17 protein-coding genes and 1 pseudogene are annotated in these 18,989 nt (G+C 63.9%); 7 read left to right on the top strand and 11 right to left on the bottom strand.

What is annotated here, in order from left to right; all coding sequences use genetic code 11:
• From ACOVRJ_RS18815 to ACOVRJ_RS18790, 6 genes and pseudogenes are all read right to left on the bottom strand, one after another.
• Nucleotides 1-448, bottom strand: a pseudogene (locus ACOVRJ_RS18815) (gamma-glutamyl-phosphate reductase); the annotation flags it as partial.
• A gap of 46 nt (nucleotides 449-494) precedes the next feature.
• Entirely contained in the window at nucleotides 495-887 is a 393-nt protein-coding gene (locus ACOVRJ_RS18810; protein ID WP_422045356.1) for a thiol-disulfide oxidoreductase DCC family protein, read from the bottom strand.
• On the bottom strand, nucleotides 884-1,066 hold the full coding sequence (locus ACOVRJ_RS18805) for a hypothetical protein (protein WP_422045355.1): 183 nt from the start codon (nucleotides 1,064-1,066) through the stop codon (nucleotides 884-886). Before ACOVRJ_RS18805 ends, ACOVRJ_RS18810 begins: the two co-directional genes overlap by 4 nt.
• The gene (locus tag ACOVRJ_RS18800; RefSeq protein ID WP_422045354.1) at nucleotides 1,050-2,645 is read right to left on the bottom strand and encodes a cryptochrome/photolyase family protein; all 1,596 of its coding nucleotides are present in this window, start codon (nucleotides 2,643-2,645) and stop codon (nucleotides 1,050-1,052) included. The genes ACOVRJ_RS18805 and ACOVRJ_RS18800 overlap by 17 nt, the downstream gene beginning before the upstream one ends.
• 5 nt (nucleotides 2,646-2,650) lie before the next feature.
• Nucleotides 2,651-2,731, bottom strand: coding sequence for a DUF2256 domain-containing protein (locus tag ACOVRJ_RS18795; protein ID WP_422045358.1), 81 nt, complete (start codon nucleotides 2,729-2,731; stop codon nucleotides 2,651-2,653).
• Between the two features lie 110 nt (nucleotides 2,732-2,841).
• Nucleotides 2,842-3,114, bottom strand: coding sequence for a high-potential iron-sulfur protein (locus tag ACOVRJ_RS18790; RefSeq protein WP_422045357.1), 273 nt, complete (start codon nucleotides 3,112-3,114; stop codon nucleotides 2,842-2,844).
• Between the two features lie 193 nt (nucleotides 3,115-3,307).
• On the opposite strand from ACOVRJ_RS18790, the gene ACOVRJ_RS18785 reads away from it, so the two are divergent.
• The 3 genes from ACOVRJ_RS18785 to ACOVRJ_RS18775 are packed head-to-tail and all read left to right on the top strand — an operon-like array spanning nucleotide 3,308 to nucleotide 5,812.
• Nucleotides 3,308-4,429, top strand: a complete 1,122-nt coding sequence (locus ACOVRJ_RS18785) for a MerR family transcriptional regulator (protein WP_422045353.1) — start codon at nucleotides 3,308-3,310, stop codon at nucleotides 4,427-4,429.
• A complete protein-coding gene (ubiG, locus tag ACOVRJ_RS18780; protein ID WP_422045352.1) occupies nucleotides 4,426-5,160 on the top strand; it encodes a bifunctional 2-polyprenyl-6-hydroxyphenol methylase/3-demethylubiquinol 3-O-methyltransferase UbiG in 735 nt (244 codons plus the stop codon). Before ACOVRJ_RS18785 ends, ubiG begins: the two co-directional genes overlap by 4 nt.
• Nucleotides 5,150-5,812 (top strand): SOUL family heme-binding protein, encoded by a 663-nt coding sequence (locus ACOVRJ_RS18775; RefSeq protein ID WP_422045351.1) that lies wholly within the window; start codon nucleotides 5,150-5,152, stop codon nucleotides 5,810-5,812. Before ubiG ends, ACOVRJ_RS18775 begins: the two co-directional genes overlap by 11 nt.
• Before the next feature lie 59 nt (nucleotides 5,813-5,871).
• On the opposite strand, the gene ACOVRJ_RS18770 is transcribed toward ACOVRJ_RS18775, so the two are convergent.
• The 4 genes from ACOVRJ_RS18770 to ACOVRJ_RS18755 all read right to left on the bottom strand — a co-directional run bounded on the left by ACOVRJ_RS18770 (nucleotide 5,872) and on the right by ACOVRJ_RS18755 (nucleotide 13,866).
• On the bottom strand, nucleotides 5,872-8,175 hold the full coding sequence (locus ACOVRJ_RS18770; RefSeq protein ID WP_422045350.1) for a hypothetical protein: 2,304 nt from the start codon (nucleotides 8,173-8,175) through the stop codon (nucleotides 5,872-5,874).
• Between the two features lie 53 nt (nucleotides 8,176-8,228).
• Nucleotides 8,229-9,215 carry an AEC family transporter gene (locus tag ACOVRJ_RS18765; protein ID WP_422045349.1) on the bottom strand — a complete coding sequence of 329 codons (987 nt, stop codon included), beginning with the start codon at nucleotides 9,213-9,215 and terminating at the stop codon, nucleotides 8,229-8,231.
• A 22-nt stretch (nucleotides 9,216-9,237) separates the two neighbouring features.
• Nucleotides 9,238-11,091 carry an ATP-binding protein gene (locus ACOVRJ_RS18760; RefSeq protein ID WP_422045348.1) on the bottom strand — a complete coding sequence of 618 codons (1,854 nt, stop codon included), beginning with the start codon at nucleotides 11,089-11,091 and terminating at the stop codon, nucleotides 9,238-9,240.
• Between the two features lie 102 nt (nucleotides 11,092-11,193).
• On the bottom strand, nucleotides 11,194-13,866 hold the full coding sequence (locus tag ACOVRJ_RS18755) for a DNA topoisomerase III (RefSeq protein ID WP_422045347.1): 2,673 nt from the start codon (nucleotides 13,864-13,866) through the stop codon (nucleotides 11,194-11,196).
• Between ACOVRJ_RS18755 and ACOVRJ_RS18750 the strand changes: the two genes are divergently transcribed.
• From ACOVRJ_RS18750 to ACOVRJ_RS18740, 3 genes are read left to right on the top strand one after another with little or no spacing between them, the layout of a single operon-like run.
• A complete protein-coding gene (locus ACOVRJ_RS18750; protein ID WP_422045346.1) occupies nucleotides 13,865-14,518 on the top strand; it encodes an SET domain-containing protein in 654 nt (217 codons plus the stop codon). The genes ACOVRJ_RS18755 and ACOVRJ_RS18750 overlap by 2 nt on opposite strands.
• Before the next feature lie 11 nt (nucleotides 14,519-14,529).
• Nucleotides 14,530-15,441 (top strand): biotin--[acetyl-CoA-carboxylase] ligase, encoded by a 912-nt coding sequence (locus ACOVRJ_RS18745; RefSeq protein WP_422045345.1) that lies wholly within the window; start codon nucleotides 14,530-14,532, stop codon nucleotides 15,439-15,441.
• Nucleotides 15,442-15,456: 15 nt separating this feature from the next.
• Entirely contained in the window at nucleotides 15,457-16,194 is a 738-nt protein-coding gene (locus tag ACOVRJ_RS18740) for a hypothetical protein (RefSeq protein ID WP_422045344.1), read from the top strand.
• Nucleotides 16,195-16,224: 30 nt separating this feature from the next.
• Here ACOVRJ_RS18740 and ACOVRJ_RS18735 read toward each other — a convergent pair whose 3' ends face one another.
• A complete protein-coding gene (locus ACOVRJ_RS18735; protein WP_422045343.1) occupies nucleotides 16,225-18,297 on the bottom strand; it encodes a S8 family serine peptidase in 2,073 nt (690 codons plus the stop codon).
• A gap of 243 nt (nucleotides 18,298-18,540) precedes the next feature.
• Here ACOVRJ_RS18735 and ACOVRJ_RS18730 point away from each other — a divergent pair, with 243 nt between their 5' ends.
• Entirely contained in the window at nucleotides 18,541-18,972 is a 432-nt protein-coding gene (locus ACOVRJ_RS18730) for a hypothetical protein (protein WP_422045342.1), read from the top strand.
• Nucleotides 18,973-18,989 lie beyond the last annotated feature (17 nt).

Below are 18,989 nucleotides of genomic sequence, written 5' to 3'. Positions count from 1 at the left end.
CGCTCTTGATCGCCAGCGAGGCGGCCTCGATGGTGACGTTGGGGCGGCTCTCGTAAATCATGCCGAACACGCCCAGCGGGACCCGCATCTGACCCACGCTGATGCCACTGGGGCGGCGGCGCAGATTCGTGATTTCGCCAATCGGGTCAGGCATGGCCGCGATCTGCTCGCAACCCTCGGCCACTGTGGCCACCACCTCGGACGTGAGCTTGAGCCGGTCCAGCATCGGACCCTTCAAGCCATTCGCCTTGGCGGCGGCCAGGTCCTTGGCATTGGCGGCCTTCAGCGCGGGGCCGGCGGCGCGGAGCCGCTTGGCCAGGGCCAAGAGGGCCTGGTTCTTGGCGGCGGTGGAAGCGGCGGCCATGGCCGCAGCGGCGCTGCGGGCAGCCAGGCCCACGGTGTCCATGTAAACGGTCAGGGCTTTCAGATCGGTGTCGGTTGCGCTCATGCGGCCATTTTCACCGATGGCTGCGCTGCGCGATTTCAAACCGGTTTCAGTCCCAGCGACGCGCCCAGCGCTGCAAGGTCGGCCGCCAGCGCAGAAAGCCGACATAAGCCCATTCCATCAGCCGCACCACGCCGGGCAGCGCCCCCAGCCGCGCCAACCAGCGCCAGCCAGGCAAGAGCGCCCACAAGGCCAGAAAGGCCGCAGCCCCTTGCAGCAAGCGGCCATCGGCGGTTTGCACATGAAAGCGCGCCATCAGCTGCGCTTGGGTCGCGCCCGGCGGCAAGGGCGTTGAAGCTTGGCTCACATCGGCATAGTCCACCGCCTGACGCGCGCAAAGCCCCTGGTACAGGCCGATCTCGCGGCGACACAAGGGGCAGGCTCCGTCGTACAAAGCCGTCAATGCCGGTTCTGCCGACTGCGCCTCCTGCGGCGGCTTCATCTCGGCACCTGCTGAGCAGCCAGCAGTTCGGACGCGGTGCGCAGGCCATGGGTGATGTAAGGCGAGAGGCCAGACACCGCGCCATTCAAGAAATCGCGGCTGCCCGCATAGGCCGCCGAGCGCACGGCCTCGATGCGCGCCTGGGCCGCCGCCAAGCTGCCTTCATAGCGCATGGTCATGGCCCCTCTCTTGCGTGGCAACGATGGCGCCTACTTCGCCGCGCCGCAGCGCCGCCGCCCGTTCGGCAATGGCCTTACGCTGCGCTGTATCCAAGCGCGCCAGATTCTTCACTTGCAAAGCCATGCGTGGGTTCTCGCTCAATCGGCGCTCATGTCGCATCAGAAAGTCCCAGTAAAGCGTGGTGAAAGGGCAGGCGCGCTCGCCCACCCGCTGCGCCGGATCGAAACGGCAGGTGCCGCAATAAGGGCTCATGCGGTCGATGTACTTGCCGGTAGCCACATAGGGCTTGCTGCCCATCAAGCCGCCATCGGCGAACTGGCTCATGCCCAGGCTGTTGGGCAACTCCACCCACTCCACCGCATCCACATACATGGCCAGGTACCAGGCATGCACCTGCTGGGGCCGAACGCCCAACATCAGCGCATAGCTGCCGGTCACCATCAGGCGTTGGATGTGATTGGCATAACCGTGCCGCAAGGTCTGGCCGATGGCATCACGCAAGCAGGCCATCTCGGTCTGTCCGCTCCAAAACCACTCGGGCAGCTCTTGCTCGGCGTCCAAGGCATTGCGTTCCAGATAGCCGGGCATCTGCGTCCAATAGACGCCGCGCACATATTCGCGCCAACCCAGGATTTGGCGCACAAAACCCTCCACGCTGCTCAAGGGCGCATGGCCGCTCTCGAAGGCCGCCACCGCCGCAGCCACCACCTCGCGCGGATTCAGCAGCTTGAGATTGAGCGCCGCCGAGAGTTGCGCGTGATACAGCCAGGGGTCGCCCGGCCACATCGCATCTTGGTAGCGGCCGAACAAGGGCAAGCGCTCGGCCACAAAGGCCTGCAAAGCCTGCAATGCTTGGCTGCGCGTCACCGGCCAAGCGAAACTGTCCAATCTGCCCGGGTGCTGGGCAAAGCGCTCGCGCACCAAGGCCAGCACCTCGCGGGTCAAAGCATCCGGCTCGAAACGCGATCGCTGCGGCATGAAGCCTGGCCCGGCGGCGCCGAAGCTGTCGCGGTTGTCGGCGTCAAAATTCCATTGCCCGCCCAAGGGCGCGTCCTCGCGCTGCGGGTCCATCAGGATGCGATGCTTTTTGCGCTGCTCCCGGTAAAAGTACTCCAGGCGCAAGGACTTGCGGGCGCGCGCATGAGCGGCGAAATCACGCACGCTGCAAAAGAAATGTCGGTCCTCCCGAACGTCCAGCGGCAGCTCGCAAGCCGCTGCGGCCGCTTTCAAGGCCTGCAGCACACGCCAATCACCAGGCGCCGTCATCAGCAGACGCTCGGGGCGCAAACGCGCCACATCGGCCTGCAGTTGCGCCGCCAGACTGCCGGCATTGCCGGCTTGGTCCAGGCGCGTGTAATGCACAACTCGGCCTGCCTCCCGCAAAGCCTTAGCGAAATGCCGCATGGCCGCCAGGAAAAGCGCAATGCGCGACTGCGCCGAGGGCACATGCGTGGACTCTTGCTGCACCTCGGCCATCCAGACCGCATCCACTGCCGGGTCGAAGCCGTCAAAGGCCGCGGCGTCCAGGTCCAGCTGATCGCCGAGGACCAGCACCAAATGTCGCAGTGGGGCCGCCATACTGATCAGGCCTTACCGCTGCGGCAAGCTACCGAGCAGAACTTCACCTCGGCCCAGTTCTTGGCCCAATGCTTGCGCCAAGTCATGTCTCTCCCGCAGGCCACACAGGGCTTGCTCGGCAGGCTCGCCTTATTGCCGCGAAAGCTGGTTTTCACAGCGAGGGAAGCTGAATGGCGCAAGCGCTCGCCCCTTGGACTCAAGGTTTTTTGGCCCAGGCACTGCACCAGCCAGCGCCGGCCACCTGTTTGCCAGCGAACAGCGGGCAGCCGCCGGCCTTGTCGCCCTTGGCTTGGTAGAGCGCGCAGTTGGCGCAGTTCTGGCTGGCGGCGAACTTGGGGTACTTTTTCGCGTCGACGCGCTTGGCGTCCGCCACATAGCCCAGCGCTGCGGCCTGGGCGTCTTTTTCATCGACCATGGCTTGGGCGCGCACCTCGGTGGCGACCACGGCGGACGAGGCCGCCAAGGTCATCAGAAAAACACGGCGTTGAATCGGCTGGCTCATAAGGAACTCCTTGCGATGGCTAACGAGACGGAACACAGAAGGCTTCACCCCTGCGCCCAGCAAGGATAGGCAATTTGGTTTCAAATCGAAGTCAACCAATCAAAGCCCCATCAAAGCCGTCCCTTATTCGGCGTCAAAGCCGCGTCACTTCAATGCCTTCATGAGCATCAGCCAGAAAAAACAGCGTCCAGCCGCAGGCGCACCGGCTGCGGGATCGAGCGCACAGCACCGCAGCGGCGCTGTCGCGCGCATGCTGCGCATGCCGGTCGCCACCTTGCGCGTCTGGGAGCGGCGCTACCAACTGACCCAGCCTGAAACCAGCCCCAGCGGGCAGCGCTTGTACTCGGCCGCCGAGGTGCAGCGGCTGGCCCTGATCAAGCGCCTGAGCGATCTGGGCCACGCCATCGGCAGCCTCGCTCGCTTGGACACGGCACAGCTCCAGGAGGTCGCGGCCACGCACGCACAAGCCTTGAGCCAGACGCAAGAGATTCGCCGCCCAGTGCTCACGCCAGTTCTTGCTGCGCCTGCGCCCGAGCTCTCGGTCTGGCGCGTGGCGGTCATCGGCGCGGCGCTGGCCGACCGCCTCGCCAGGCCCGCGCTGCTGCGGCGACTCGGTCGGCCTCTGCGCTTGCTGGGCCCCTTCGAGAGCCTCGCCGATGCACAGGCGGGCTTGGCTGAACAAACCGTCGACCTTTTGCTGCAACAGCAAGCCCGTCTGCATGGCATTGAGGCGCTGCCCCAAGCCGCCGCCGGGCAGGCATGGCGGCAGCACGCGCTCTTGTTCCGTTTCGCCGCAGAGGCCAGTTGCGAGCGCCTGGCAGACGCGGGCGTCACCCTGATGCGAGAGCCCCTAAGCGACGCGGCCTTGGGTCAATGGCTGCAAAGCCAGTTGCAAGCCTTGAGTCCAGGCGCGAACGAAGCCGGACCATCATCCAGCTGCAGGGACGCTGCTGAGCCCTCGGTCTTGAGCGAGCGCCGCTGGGATGACGCCGCCTTGGCCGACTTCGCCAGTCTGTCATCGACCGTGGCTTGCGAGTGCCCACGCCATCTCGCCGAGTTGCTGATGCAGCTCTCGCACTTCGAGGCCTACAGCACCGAGTGCCAGCACCGCAGCCCTTCGGACGCACAGCTGCATGCTTATCTGCGCCAAGTGGCTGCGCAATCGCGCGCCAGCTTCGAATCGGCGCTGGAGTTGGTCGCCATGCAAGAGGGCCTGGTCTTGCCGCAGCCCCGAGCTGAAGCTGCCCCCAAGCAGACCGAACCGCGCAGGCAGCCGCGATGAGCACGATTCGCAGCGAAGAGATCGCCAGATTCAACCGGCTCGCGGCCACCTGGTGGGACAGCAGCGGGCCGATGCGACCGCTGCATGTGATCAATTCGCTGCGCCTCGACTATGTATTGGCGCAGATCGCCCGCCACTGCGGTCGGCCCCACGGCGACCTGCGTGGCCTGAGGATTGCCGACATCGGCTGCGGCGCCGGACTGATGTGCGAGCCCCTGGCCGCCGCTGGTGCAAGCGTGGTCGGGGTGGATGCCGCCGCCAAGAACATCGCCGTGGCAAGACTGCATGCAAACCAATCCGGCCTCAGCATTGACTACCGCGAAGGCGAACCGAATGTCGCCCTGGGGCCGCTGGACTCGTTCGATGTCTTGCTGCTGCTTGAAGTCGTCGAACATGTGGATGATGTGCCCGCCTTCGTGGCCGACACGAGCGCGCGGCTTGCCCCCGGCGGCCTGCTGGTGGCCTCGACCATCAACCGAACCCTGCTGAGCTATCTCAGCGCCATCCTCGCGGCCGAGTACGTCTTTCGCCTGCTGCCCAAGGGAACCCACCGTTGGTCACAGTTCGTCAAGCCCGAAGAGCTCGCCCTGGCCGCCCGAGCCTGCGGTCTGCAGCCGATCGACAGCCGTGGGATGCTCTACCTGCCGGTGCTGCACCGCGCGCGCTGGAGCACGCATCAATCGGTCAACTACATCGCCACTTTTGGCAAGGAGAAAGCCCATGCGCCCTGATCTCTCGTCTCCAAAGTCGCTCGTGTTGCGCCTCCTGATGCTGCTGATGTGTGCCCTCAGCCCAAGTTTGAGCCTGGCCATCGAAGAGCCCGAGTACACCGTCATCCGCAAGATCGACAAGGTTGAGCTGCGCCAGTACGCGCCCTATGTCGTGGCCGAGGTGGTGCTGAAAAGCTCGGCCGATGCCGCGGGCAATCAGGCGTTTCCGATCTTGGCCGGCTATATCTTTGGCAAGAACAAGGGAGCACAGACCTTCGCGATGACCGCGCCCGTCACCCAGCAAAGTGCAAGCAGCGCGCCCGCCACGGAACCGATGCGCATGGCCATGACCGCCCCCGTGACGCAACAAAGCGCAGCGGACGGCGGCATGCGGGTGCAGTTCGTCTTGCCCAAGAGCGTGACGCTGGCCTCGGCGCCGGAACCCTTGGACTCCCGCGTGCAACTGCGCCAGATCGAGGCGGCCCAATGGGCGGTGCTGCGCTACTCGGGCACCTGGTCGCAGGCCAACTACGCGGAGCATCTGTCCATCCTCAGAGCCACGCTCAGCCAAGCCGGCATCACCACCCAGGGCGAACCGCTGCTGGCCCGCTACAACGGGCCGATCACGCCCTGGTTCATGCGGCGCAATGAGGTCTGGTTGGCCCTGCCCTGAGGCCGCTCAGCGCGGTAAGTCGGTCGACTTCAGGCCCACCCACCCCTACTGCCGCTTGATTACTGCCGCTTGAACAACAAGGTACCGAAGAGCGGTATGAAGTTGATGCCCGAGCTGTAGTTCACGACAGCATATTCGCCGTCGGGGCCGCTGATGGCGCCGACAGCGGAGCCGGCGTTGAAGCCCTCGCCATAAAAGATGCCACTCATCGCCTGGCGCCGATCAGTTCCTTCACCCACAAAGAAGGGCAGCCCCGCAATCGACCCTTCCGCCCGGAAGATCGCAGTGCCATACCAGGGGCTGAACGTGCCCACCGGGTGCTGACCAAACACGATCTCCAACTCCGCGCTGGAGATGGTGCCCGGGGGCACTTGAGCCTCGCCCGTGCCTCTGGCCAACATCACGCCTGATTGCGCGATGAGCTTGTAGCGGAAACTGCCTGTCTTGGGTGCTTTTGCCCCCGGCGCGCTCACCGCATAGGGCACCGACCAGGTCCTGTTCTGCTTGTCTGGATAGCTTTCGGTCACATTGATGCGACCAATGCTGGCGTGAGCGTTGCCGGCCAACTCGTAAACGGGGCCCGAGAAGGTATAGGCCCAGATTCTCCCGGTCAGCTCACCCGACGCGCCAAAACGAGCCTCTTTCGGCGCCCCCATATGAAACTGGGAACCGTTCACGTCCATGAAAACATTGGCCTCCCCATCGGCCGGCCGGGAACTCAAACCAGGACCTACTGCCCCGATGTAGCCGCAGCCCTTGGCCTGCGGCTGCGCATTGGGATCGCCAAACGCGGCAGCGAGCTCTGTTGTTCGCCCATCGACCTCCAGCGTGAACTTGGCTGCGACCTTGCGAGCCCCCTCACCGCCGACAGCCAAACGCATCTTCAGGTACTGGTTGGCGAATGGCCCGGTCGGTGACACCGGTTCCAGCGCGATGTACTCCAGCTTTCCCACCGCGCCGTTAGAAAGCCAAGGAAGTTCGGTCCCACCGCGCGTGCTGAAACGAACCACCGTTTGATCGGCCATGCGTAGACCGACCTCGGCGCCGACATAGGTGTCGCCCAGGTACTGAAGGCCCAGCTTGGAGTCCGCCGTCAGGCCGACAAAGGCCCGCTCGGTGCCGTAAATCAAGGTGGGCAAACTGGCTTCTGTATTCGCCAACAGATTCAAGACCCGTACACCGCAGGCCGGCAAGGCCGTCGCCGGCGCAGCCACGGCGTACTGAAGCGCCTCGCGATACAGCTGGTAGCTGCCGGGCTGGAACTCATCTCCAACCAGGGTCGCAGTAGCAATCCCGCCGCCATTCCAGCGGCCAATGCCGATCTCCCCGTCTCCAAACACCTCCGCCACGCTGCTCGTAAAGCTGATGGTCCATGGCGTCGCTTCGGTGCCTGAGGTGAAGCCGATCAAGGCACCGCGTTTGTTGAAGCGCGTTTTCCCTTGCGGGTCCTCAATCAGCTTGAGAACGTCGTTACGCATGGTTGCAGAGGCCGAACCACTGCTGAGCCCTTTGGTCGTTATCTTCTTGATCTCCCACTCGCCCAGCGGCTGCACGGCCCCGCCAAACAACAGCGACTTGATGCTGAGCTTTTCATTTGGGCCCAAGGCCATCTGATCGACGAAATCCGCCATGCCACCCAAGAAGGCGGGAAAGAGCCTATCGTCCTCCTGATCGATCAGCATCAAACGTTCCAAGCCATCCAGACTGCGAGCCATCGACGGGGCAGCGGCACCATCCAAACGCTTGGCGAAGCTGCTCACGGCACCAAGATAGAGGGACATGGCCACATCGGCATTGGCCGACAGATCGCCGACAAAGGGTTTTTTCAAGTCCAGCATCTGAAAGCTGAGCACCGAGTTCACGCCCAGCCACGCTGCAATCTTGGCATTGGCCGCAGCCACCGCGGGACTCGACCAATCAGGCGCAGCCTGCTGCCGGAGCAACCTGACGCCCACCTCGGTGTAAGGCGTGAGGTGCAGCTTGTGCGCGGCAGAGGCGCGCACATCGATGGCCCGAATGCTGGCATCCAAGGGCTGGCTCATGCCGGTCGATTCGTTGGCGTAGCTGCCTCCCGAGGCTTGCACCAAGAAAACCGCGGCTTCGGGCAGATTGACGGCCAGCTCAAAGCTGCCGTCGCTGGCGCTTCTTGTTTGGCCAAGCGGGGTTTGCGTGCCGTCTTTGGCGACCGCAAAGGCCTGCACCGAAGCGCCCATCACTTGCGGCCCCAGCACCTGCCCGCTGATGCGGGTGTTGGTCTGGATCGCTGGGGGCTCCGGCGTTTTGGCATCGCCCCCGCTGCTACTGCCGCCGCCCCCGCAGGCGCTGAGCAAGACACCAAAAACCACAGCAATCAGCTTCTTCATCCCGCTCGTCCTCCCGCGCCCTGTGTGGGCGGCATTCTTTGGTTCGGCGGATTCTATAGAGCAGCCAACAAGGCCAAGAACAGCGGCGCCGTCACGACAAAGAGCAGCGTCGAGGCGACGATGGCGGCCGTGGTCTCGGCCTCTTGCGTGCGGTAGCGCTGCGCGAAGATCAGCGCATTGGAGCCGGTCGGCAGGGCTGCGGCCATCACGATCACTGCCAAGGGCATGCCGCTCAGGCCAAAGCCCCAATGGCCGACCAACAAAACCAACAGCGGCAGCACCAGCAGCTTGCAGGCCACCAAGCCCATCACGCGGCGCCAGGTCTTGGGCCAGCCGTAGTAAGCCAGCGACATGCCGATCAGGGTCAGGCACAAGGGCACGACGGCCGTGCCCAACATCTGCAAGACCTCGTCCAGCACCACAGGCAGCGGCAGCCCGGTCGCGTTCCAGCCCATGCCCGCCAGCACCGGCAGCACCACCGGATGGATGACGGTGTTGCGCACCGTGCTGCGCAGCGTCGCCAGTAGACCCCGCGCATCGGGCCGGGCGCGCGCCAGATCCAACTCCACCAAGAGCGTCAACACGGTCAACAGCGTCAGCGCGTGCAGGCTGATGACGGTGATGTGGATGGCCAGACCGGCTTCACCGAAGACGCCCGCCGCCAAGGGCACGCCGATCTGCAAGGTGTTGCCAAAGGTGGTAGTGATGGCTTGCACACTGGGCCGCGCCGGCTCTGTGCTGTTGCCACCCCGCCAACGCTGCAGGGCGTACACAAGCAGCAGCAAGATCAAGACCGGCACAAAGAAGGCCGCCAAGGTCAGCCAAGGCAGTTGGGTCAGATCCAAGCGGGCGGTGGTCCGAAACAGCAGTGCGGGCACAAAGATGTAGAAGGCCACATTCGACAGAATCCGCGCCGGATCATTACCACCGGCAGCCCCGGCCTCGGTCGCTTCGCCCAGCCAGCGCATGCGACCGACAAACCAGCCAATGCCCACCGCGATAAAAATCGCCAGCAGCTTTTGAAACACCAGCCCGCTCATCGGCTGCGATCAAGGCCTGGCTTCATGCCGTGGTCGGCAAACTCAGCTCGAATGAAAACTGGCTGCCCTGGCCGAACTCGCTGTGCACAAGAATCTCGCCGCCCATCTCGCGCACCAGTTGCTGGCTGATCGACAAGCCCAGACCGGTGCCGCCCAGGCAACGGGCATCGTCCACCACCTGTTCAAAAGGCTGGAACAAGCGACTCAACTGGTGCGGGGCAATGCCAATGCCGGTATCGCCCACCTGGAAGCTCAGCTGCACCTGATTGGCGCCCACGCCAAGCACCTTGACCTTCAGACTCACTCGCCCTTGGTCGGTGTACTTGACCGCGTTGGAGAGCAGGTTCAGCAAGACTTGGCGCAGGCGCTGCCCGTCCACCAGCACCCGCGCCGGCAATTGCTGACTCAGGTCGATCTCAAAACTCAAGCGCTTTTGCTCCAGGCGCAAACGCACGCTGTCGCAGGTCATATCGAGCAGCGCCCGCAGATCCACCGAGCTGGGCTGCAGGCGCACCTTGCCGGCTTCGATGCTGGCGGTGTCCAGCACGTCGGAAATCAGGTTCAGCAAATGCTCGCCGGAATCGCGGATCAGGCCGATCTTGCTGTGCTGGGCGGCGCCCAGCGTTGTGTCCATCTGCAGCAGCTGGGTGAAGCCCAGAATCGCATTCAAGGGCGTTCTGAACTCGTGGCTCATGGTGGCCAGGAAGCGGCTCTTGGCCTCGCTAGCGCCCTCCGCGCGGCGCTTGGCTTCGCTGAGTTCCATGGTTCGCTCGGTCACCAGATCCTCCAGGTGATCGCGATGGTGGGTCAGTTCCTGCTCCGCCAAACGGCGCTGAGTGATGTCACTGACCATGCCTTCAATGCGCATGCCCTGTCCATCATTGACCGGCACCAAGTGGGCGCTGAGCTCCACCCATAACTGCCGCCCCTCACGGGTCGCGATCAACAAAGGCACTTGCTGCAACAAACGATGGCGCTGCAAGGCATGCACAACCCGCTTGTACTCGGGCCGCTCCACCCGAACCAAGGCGAGCAAGCGGGTGCCGGTCTGCAAAGCCTGCTCGGGCGAGGCATAGCCCAACATCTGTGCCAGGGCACGGTTCAGCCCCAAAAGCCGGCCGCGCGAGTCGGTTTGAAAAATCCCCTCGGCCGCGTTCTCAAACAGGCTGCGGTAGCGCTCTTCGCTGAGCGTCAAGCGGCGGGAAGAGGCCAGCAGGCGCTCGCTCATGGAGTTGAATTGCTGGGTCAGCTGCCCGATCTCGTCGGCATGGACCACATCAGCCCTCGCACCCAACTCGCCATCGGCAACGCGGCGAGCCAAGGTGCCGAGCTTCTCGACCGGCTGTTTAACAAAGCGGTTGACCAGCAAGTAGCAGGTGCCGATCACCGCAGCAATCACCGCCGCCAACAGGCCGCCGACAAAGCGCCGGATGTGCGAGACCTGCCGCTCTACCAGTTCGCTGCTGAACACCAGTTCGGCCCGTGCGATCGTCGCTGGCGTCGTGTCGACGCTGCTCAGATACAGGATGGGGAACTCACGGCGCAGCGGACGCACCGCTGGGGTGGCGCGTTCGCGTCGCATGGGCGTGGCGTTCTCCCCCAAGCCACTGAGCTCAATCGACTGCACCTCTGGATCTTCCATCACGGCATCCAGCAGGGTCTCAATCGCGGCGCCATCGAGATTCCAGATGGGAGCCGCAAAACTGCGCGCCACCAAATCTGCCATGCGCTGTTGGCGTTGATCCAGCGCCCGCGAGAGGACGCGCTCTTCGCTGCTACTCCAATACCAGCCCACCGCCAGCGCCAAGACCGAGGCCATCACGGCGATGCCGGCAATCAGGCGGGTCTGAAGTCCGATGTTGACGGGCTGGCGCATCATGCTTCCCTCAAATCTGCGCGGATGGTTGCTTGCATTTCACGCCGCAGCATAACGCCAATAGACACGGGGCCGCACCGGTTATCGAGGCGGCCCCAAGGCTCAGGCAGACTTCTTGGCCGCCACCCGTTTGGTGGCCGTCTTCTTGGCGGCTACCTTCTTCGCTGGCGCTTTCTCGGCTTTATCAGCTTTCTCGGCCTTTTCTGCCGCCGGCTTGGCCCCGGGCTTGGCCGCACGCGGCTCAAACTCGAACATCACCTTGCCTTCCTTCTTGTCATAAGCCAAGAAGGCCTTGAACTTGCGGCGTGTCTTGTTGGAGACGAAGTTTTCCAGCAAGGCAGTCTTGCCCTCGCTGAGCAGCTTTTGCATCTGGCTGATTTCAATCGGCTGCTGCAAGATGATCTTGCCGCTCTTGAAGTCGCAGCTCACGGCCGCGCCAACCGCATGCTCGCAGAGATAGTTGCTGCCATGCTCATACACCGCGCTGCCGCATTTGGGGCAGGCGCCCAGCGAGGTCTGCGCGCTGAAGTCCACCGGCTCGCCGTCGCCTTCGGCCTTTTTGGCATCCTCACCAAAGTCGAACTCCAGCTTCCAGTTGCTGATCTCGTCGTCATAGACCAGGGCCAGCTCGGCGGTGAAGGGCCAACCGGCCTTGGAGCGGAAGCCTTCCAAGGGGCCGATTTTCTTGTCCAGCAAGAACTGCTCGACCTCATGCAACTCAAAGCTGCGGCCGCCGGGGATCTTGCCGATCGAGAAGCCACAACCCTCGCCCTCACCAGACTTGCCTTGGCAAGTGAAGCGGCGGTAGTTCTCTTTCACCACGCCGCCGCATTTGGGGCAAGGGGCTTTCAAGGTGGCGTAGTCGCCGGGGATGGTGTCGCGGTCGTATTCCTTGGCTTTTTGCACCACTTTTTGCGTCATGGCGGCAATCTCGGCCATGAAGTCATCGCGGTTCAGGCGGCCTTTTTCCATCTCGGCCAGCTTGAATTCCCAGTTGCCGGTCAGCTCGGGCTTGGTCAGTTCCTGCACATCCAGGCCGCGCAGCAAGGTCATCAGCTGGAAGGACTTGGCAGTGGGCACCAGCTCGCGGCCATCGCGCAAGATGTACTTCTCCATGATCAAGCCTTCGATGGTGGCCGCGCGGGTGGCTGGCGTGCCCAGGCCCTTCTCGGTCATGGCGGCGCGCAGCTCTTCGTCGTCGATCAGCTTGCCGGCGCCTTCCATGGCGGAGAGCAGCGTCGCTTCGGTGTAGCGGGCCGGAGGCTTGGTCGCCAAGGCCTTCACATCAGTGCTCTCGGTGCGCACCACCTCGCCAGCTGCCACGGCCACCAGATTGGCGTCGTCCTCTTGCGCTTCCTTGCCATACACCGCCAACCAGCCCGGCTTGACCAGCACCTTGCCGTTGGTCTGGAAGTTGTAGTCCTTGCCAGCGGCCGAGACCGTCGAGACGCGGGTCGTAACCAGGAACTCGGCCGGCGGGAAGAACACCGCCAGGAAGCGCTTGACCACCATGTCGTAGAGCTTGGCCTCGATGTCGGTCAGGCTCTTAGGGGCTTGCAGCGTCGGGATGATGGCAAAGTGATCCGAGACCTTGGTGTTGTCAAACACCTTCTTGGTCGGCTTGATATAGCCCTCGTTGAGCGCCTTGCGGGCGTGAGCGGCCAGCTCGCGCAACGGGCCCGGCAGGTCTTCGCCGGCAATCATCTCGGCGGTCTGCTTGGCCACGGCCAGATAGTCTTCCGGCAGATAGCGCGAATCGGTACGCGGGTAGGTCAGCACCTTGTGCTTTTCGTACAAGGCCTGCGCCAAAGACAAGGTGGTCTTGGCCGAGAAGCCAAAGCGCGAGTTGGCCTCACGCTGCAAGGTGGTCAGGTCATAGAGCCCGCCGCAGCTGGAGGTGGTGGGCTTGCTTTCTTCCGTCACCCGCGCCGGCTGACCCAGTGCGGCCATGGCGATGGCGTCGGCTTCGGCGCGGCTCCAGACGCGGTCGGCCTTCAGCTCCGCATCCTCGGGGTTCTTCTTCCACTTCGGGTCGAACCACTTGCCTTCGTACTGGCCGGCTTGGGCGTCGAAGTTGGCGCGGATCTCCCAATAGTCGCGCGCCACATGCTTGCGGATCTTTTCTTCACGCTCAACCACGATGGACAGCGTGGGCGTCTGCACCCGGCCGACGGTGGTCAGGAAGAAGCCGCCATCGCGAGAGTTGAAGGCCGTCATCGCCCGCGTGCCGTTGATGCCGACCAGCCAGTCGGCCTCCGAGCGGCAGCGCGCCGCATCGGCCAAGGGCAGCATCTGCGCATCGCTCTTGAGCTTGTCGAAGCCCTCGCGGATCGCCTGCGGCGTCATCGACTGCAGCCACAGCCGCTCGACCGGCTTGTTGATGGCGGCCTTGGCGGTGCCCGCGTATTGAACGATCAAACGGAAGATCAACTCCCCTTCCCGGCCCGCGTCACAGGCGTTGATCAGCTGCGTTACGTCCTTGCGGCGGATCAGCTTGACCAGGGCGTTCAGCCGGCCCTTGACCTTGTCGATGGGGTTCAGATCAAAGTGCGGCGGGATCACCGGCAGATTGGCAAAGCTCCATTTGCCACGCTTGACGTCGAACTCCTCCGGCGCCTTGATCTCCACCAAATGGCCCACCGCCGAGCTCACCACGTACTGCTCGCTCTCGAAGTATTCGTCGTGCTTGTCGAACTTGCCGGCCACCGGCGTCAGGGCGCGGACGATGTCCTGCGCCACGGAAGGCTTCTCGGCAATGATCAGGGTCTTGCTCATGATGGTGATGATTTCTTCTGTTCAGTTGAACGGGGCTTCGCAAAACATGCCAAAGCCCTGCCTACAATCCGGCCTCGCGCACGCACGCTCGCACACACGCGCGCACACCCATGAATTCAATGTACCTAAAAAGCCGATGAGCTCATCAGCCGGAAAAAAAACTGCTGCCCCCACTGAGAAGGCCGTCAAGCCGGCGGCAGCCAGCAAGGGTCGGCGCATCCAGGTCAGGAATTCCGGGGTGCATGGGCGCGGAGTCTATGCGCTGGCGCACCTGAATGCCGGCGAGGTGCTGATCGAGTACACCGGCGAGCGCATCTCCTGGGACGAGGCCATGGACCGCCACCCGCATGATCCGGCCCAACCGAACCACACCTTTTACTTCCATGTGGAAGACGGCAGCGTCATCGACGCGCTGCACGGCGGCAACAGCTCGCGCTGGATCAACCACTCCTGCGAGCCCAATTGCGAGGCCGACGAGGTCAACTGCCGCGTCTACATCAAGGCGCTGCGCGACATCTTGCCCGGCGAGGAACTGTTCTACGACTACGGCCTCACCATCGACGAGCGCTACACGCCCAAGCTGAAAAAAGAGTTTGCCTGCTACTGCGGCAGCCCGGATTGCCGTGGCACCATGCTGACGCCGAAACGTTGAGTTAGCTTGCCGTGACCGAAAGCCACCAGAACTGGAACGTCGAAACCCTGTGGGAGCAACTGCTGCCCTTGCTGCCCGGCATCAGCATCGAAGTGCTGGCCCGCACCGACTCCACCAACACCGCCCTGCTCGAACGCGTGCGCAGCGAAAGCCGCAGCGGCGCGCCGCAAGCCTACGGCCGCCGCGCCCACGATATGCAGCCCTGCCTGCTGGTGGCCGAGCACCAAACCCACGGCCGTGGCCGCATGGGTCGGGCCTGGCTCTCCAGCCCCGGCAGTTCGCTGACCTTCTCGCTGGCGCTGAATCTGCAGCCACGCGACTGGTCGGGCCTGTCGCTGGCGGTCGGCTGCGCCATCGCCGAGGCGCTGGAGCCCCTGGCCGGGCTCGCGGCGGGTGCCCAGCCGCGCCTGAGTTTGAAGTGGCCCAATGACTTGTGGCTGGACGGCCGCAAGCTCGGCGGCATCCTGATTGAAACCGTGTCGGCCGGCGAAGGGCGCATGGTGGTGATCGGCGTCGGTCTGAACATCAAGGAACTGGTCTTGGGCCAAGACAGCCAAGACGGCGACAGCGCCAGCCCGGGCGGCCCGTTCAACACCGGCTTCGCCGCCTTGAGCGAGATTCATCCGGCGTGCACCGGGCCCGAGATCCTCGCGCGCATCGCGCCGGGCCTGGTCAAAGCCTTGCTGGACTTTGAACAGACCGGCTTTGCCGCCTGGGAGGCCGCCTATGCTCGGCGCGATTTGACCCTGGGTCGCCGGGTGACGGCGGGCGCGGTCGAAGGCCTGTCCGAAGGCGTCAATGCGCAGGGTGAGCTGCTGATCCGCAGCGCCCTCGGCCTGAAGACCATCAGCGGCGGCGAGGTCAGCGTGCGCCTCGCGCCTGACGCGCCGGCCGATCAAGCCGACTCCCAAGCGACCCACTGAAGGCCCCAAACCATCATGCTGCGTGCCCTGGTTCTGCTCTTGCTTCTGCTAAACGGGCTGTTCTTTAGCTGGACCCAGGGCTGGCTGGACGCCGTGATCGGCATCAAGGCCCGCAGTCAGCATGAGCCCTGGCGTCTGAACCAACAACTGCACCCGGAGCGCGTCGTCTTGCTGGAGCCCCAAGCCGCTGCGGCCTTGCAGACCCGGGCCTGCCTCGAATCCGCGGTGCTGAACAGCGAGGCGGCGCTGACGGAAGCGCAGACCGCCTTGCAAAGCGCCGGCTTCAGCGCCACCGATTGGCAGACACAAACTCTTGAGCACGCGGGCGTCTGGGCCGTGGCCTCGATCCGGCTACCCACCAAGGACTTCCTGGCCCGCAAGGAAGAAACCTACAAAAAGCTCAAGATCAGCTATGAGTTCCTGAACGGCATGCCCGAGGAAATTCCGACCCTGATCTTGAGTCGGCACGACAGCGAAAAGGCCGCTGCGGCCGCGCTGAACGCCCTCTCTCAACGCGCGCTGAAGGGGCTGCGGGTCTTGCAATTGCAAGCGCCAGCCAAGCACTACAAACTGCTATTGCCGCAAATCAACGGACTGCAACAGGCCAAACTGAACACGCTGAAAGGCGGGGCCCTGAGTGCAGGCTTCAAGGCCTGCCCGGTTCAGCCCGCCGCAGCCAGCGCTTCTGCCCCGGCCTCTGCTGCCGGTTCGACGCCGGCTTCCGTGACCGCCAGCGCCCCGCGCAAGCCCTGAAACCCAAGCCCCGCGCAGGCCCAGGGCGAATCAAGCACGGCGCGGTGCACGCAAGACTGCGCTCGCCAAGCCCAGCAAGGCCACCCACAGCGCGCTGAAGGCGCCACCGCCGCCGCCACCACCGCCATCACCACTGGCGGTGCTCGACGTGCTGGGTGCAGGAGTCACCACCGGCGCCGCCGCCACGTTAATGCTGCTGCTGGCGCTGTACTTGAAGCCCAGGTCATCGGTCAACTCAAGCTTGACCGAAAAGCTGCCGGCCCCAGTGGGCGTCAGCGTGGTGCTGATCTGATTGCTGGCAGAAGCAAAGGCGCTGACGATGCCGCCACCATCCACCAAGGTCCAGCTGTAGGCGGCGACGGTCCGGCCGGCGGGCAATACGCTGGCGGCGGCGCTGAGGGTGAGGGTTTGACCCGCCTGCGCTGCACTGGGCGTGACACCGATGCTGACGGCCCCCCCATTCAGCGCCTTGGCAGCGGCCACGGCGGCTGCGGCATCCAGCATGCCGGCGCCACAGGTGCTGGTGGTGCAATAACACTCATCCTGCGCGGTGGAAGTGGGTGCCCTGCACTGCGCGATGCCGGGGGTGGCGCCGATGCTCACAAACGGCCGGGCGGTGCTCTTGAGCAGGCTCAGCACCTCGCTTGAAGTCAGAGCCGGGCGCTGCGAAACCATCAAGGCCACCGTGCCGGCCACGATGGGCGCCGAAAAGCTGGTCCCCACCGAAGCGCCGTTGTTGGTGTAAGCCGCATCCGCCAGCACCGGTGCGCGAGTGCCGCTATTGCTGGTGCTGAGCATGGAGTAAAGACAAGCACCACTCAGGTTGACGCAGTTACCACCGGGCGCGGCAATTGCCACTTCCGGGCCAATGCTGGAAAAACCCACCTTGCTGCCCACATGGCGCAACCCGGTCACCGCAATCACGCCTGGGCAGTTGCCGGGCAGGCCCACCGCTTGGCCTTCGCTATTGCCGGCGGCAGCCACGATGATGGCCTTGGTGGCATTGACCTGGTTGATCGTGTCCCGGTACAGCGCACCGGTGCCGGTGCTACCGCAGTTGCCGGTAGCACCCAGACTGAGATTCAAGACCTTGGCAGGGTTTGGGTTGCTTGGCAGGCCCGGCACGTTGATGCCGGCCGCCCATTTCATGCCGGCAATGATGTCGGAGTCATAGCCGCCGCATTTGCCCAGCACGCGTATCGGCAAAATCTTCACGCCCCCAGCCACGCCGGCAATGCCTTGGCCGTTGTTGCTGGCCGCCCCAATCAGACCCGAGACCCGCGTACCGTGCCAGGAGCTGTTGGTGATATCCGATGCATCGCAGCCACTGCCGAGCGAGCCGCCGTCGATATCGGCCTGACTGACCCAATCGCCGGGGTCGGAGGCATCGGAGTCGGCGCCATTGCCGTCATTGGCGGTGGCCACGCCGGCCGAGGTGCTGAAGCCCACCATGTCGTAGCCGCCAACGAACTGGCTGGCCAGATCGGGGTGATCCATGCGCACCCCCGTGTCCAGCACGGCCACCACGATGGAGCTGCTGCCGATGCCATGATCCCAAGCCGCTGGCGCATTGATGCTGGACACCACTTGACCCGGCACATTGCTGGGCGCCTTCAAATACCACTGGCCATTGGCCGAACCATTGCCAGCCGTGGGCGCAATGCCCCCGTTGCCGACATAAAGGGGATCGTTCGGCGTCACCGCATAGTGGCGCCGGCGCTGGTCCACCACCACCATCTCGACTTCGCTGTCTTGGCTCAGGCGCTTGGCCAAGGTGGCTGAATCGATGCCGCGGGCGGTGAACACATGGGTGCGCTCATCCAAGCTCAGGCGGGCCCGTAGGCCGCCAGTGGCATGCATACCGGTCCGCAAGCCCAAACCAAGGGCTCGCGTCTGAGCCACATCCTGCGCCGCAGCCTGGCTCATGCGCGCCGCCATGATCCTGGCCCGCACGCTGGAAGCCTCGGACTTGAAACGCACGATCACGCGCGCGGTGTCGGAGGTCGAAGCCGAGGTCGCGGCCTGGGCGTGAGCGGCCGACATCGGAGACAAGGCGAGCGTCGCAGAGAGCAGCAGGGGCAGCAAGGGAAATACGGACTTCATGGTCTGCGACTCCAAAAAACTGGGCGGCGCCGCCAGACCGGCGCAGCTCGGCTCAGTTTAGTCCGCGTCCATGTCACCCAGGCGTGAAGAAGGGCAAATCTGACCCATCAGTTGCGCCGCTACGCAGGGCAAATACCCAGGGGCCGCTTGCCAAGCCTTCGCTATTCTTCGGCCCCATACAAGCTAAATCGTAACGAAGCCTCCAGCTCCGCCAAACGACGCATCACACCGGGGAGGGTTTCAATGAAGTTATTGGCAAGATCATCACGCGCACTTGCGGTTGTCATCACAGGTGCAGCACTTGGACTTGGGTTGGCACAGACCTCTGCACATGCCAAGACCGTGGTCGATGATGACGACCAAACAAAGACCCTTCAGTGTTTAACGAGATCAGGCGAAGCGCCTGTCTATCCGCCAGAAGACCTAAAGCGGCGACTGGATGGCTTTTATCGCATCAAGTTAGGTTTCATGGCGTCTGACAGGGCGCCAGAAGTCGCTTTTATCTTCAAGGCAGGGAGCGAGCGCCAGCGCGAAGAAATTGAGCGCTTCGCCCAAAGCTACCGCCTGCCTTGCTTGCAGCCCGGAGAACGCCTGGAAGTGGTGCAAGAGTTCAAATTCAATGCCAGTGATTTTGGTCAGATTGTGCTGGTCAAGTTTTTTCGGACACAGCGATAGGTTGTTTGATTGCCGAT

Origin of the sequence: Roseateles sp. (assembly GCF_049240545.1) — a bacterium.
In the GTDB taxonomy this organism is placed as follows: Bacteria; Pseudomonadota; Gammaproteobacteria; order Burkholderiales; family Burkholderiaceae_C; genus Paucibacter_A.
The sequence above is the reverse complement of the archived record's forward strand: the minus strand, read 5'-3'. Positions and strand labels throughout refer to the sequence as shown.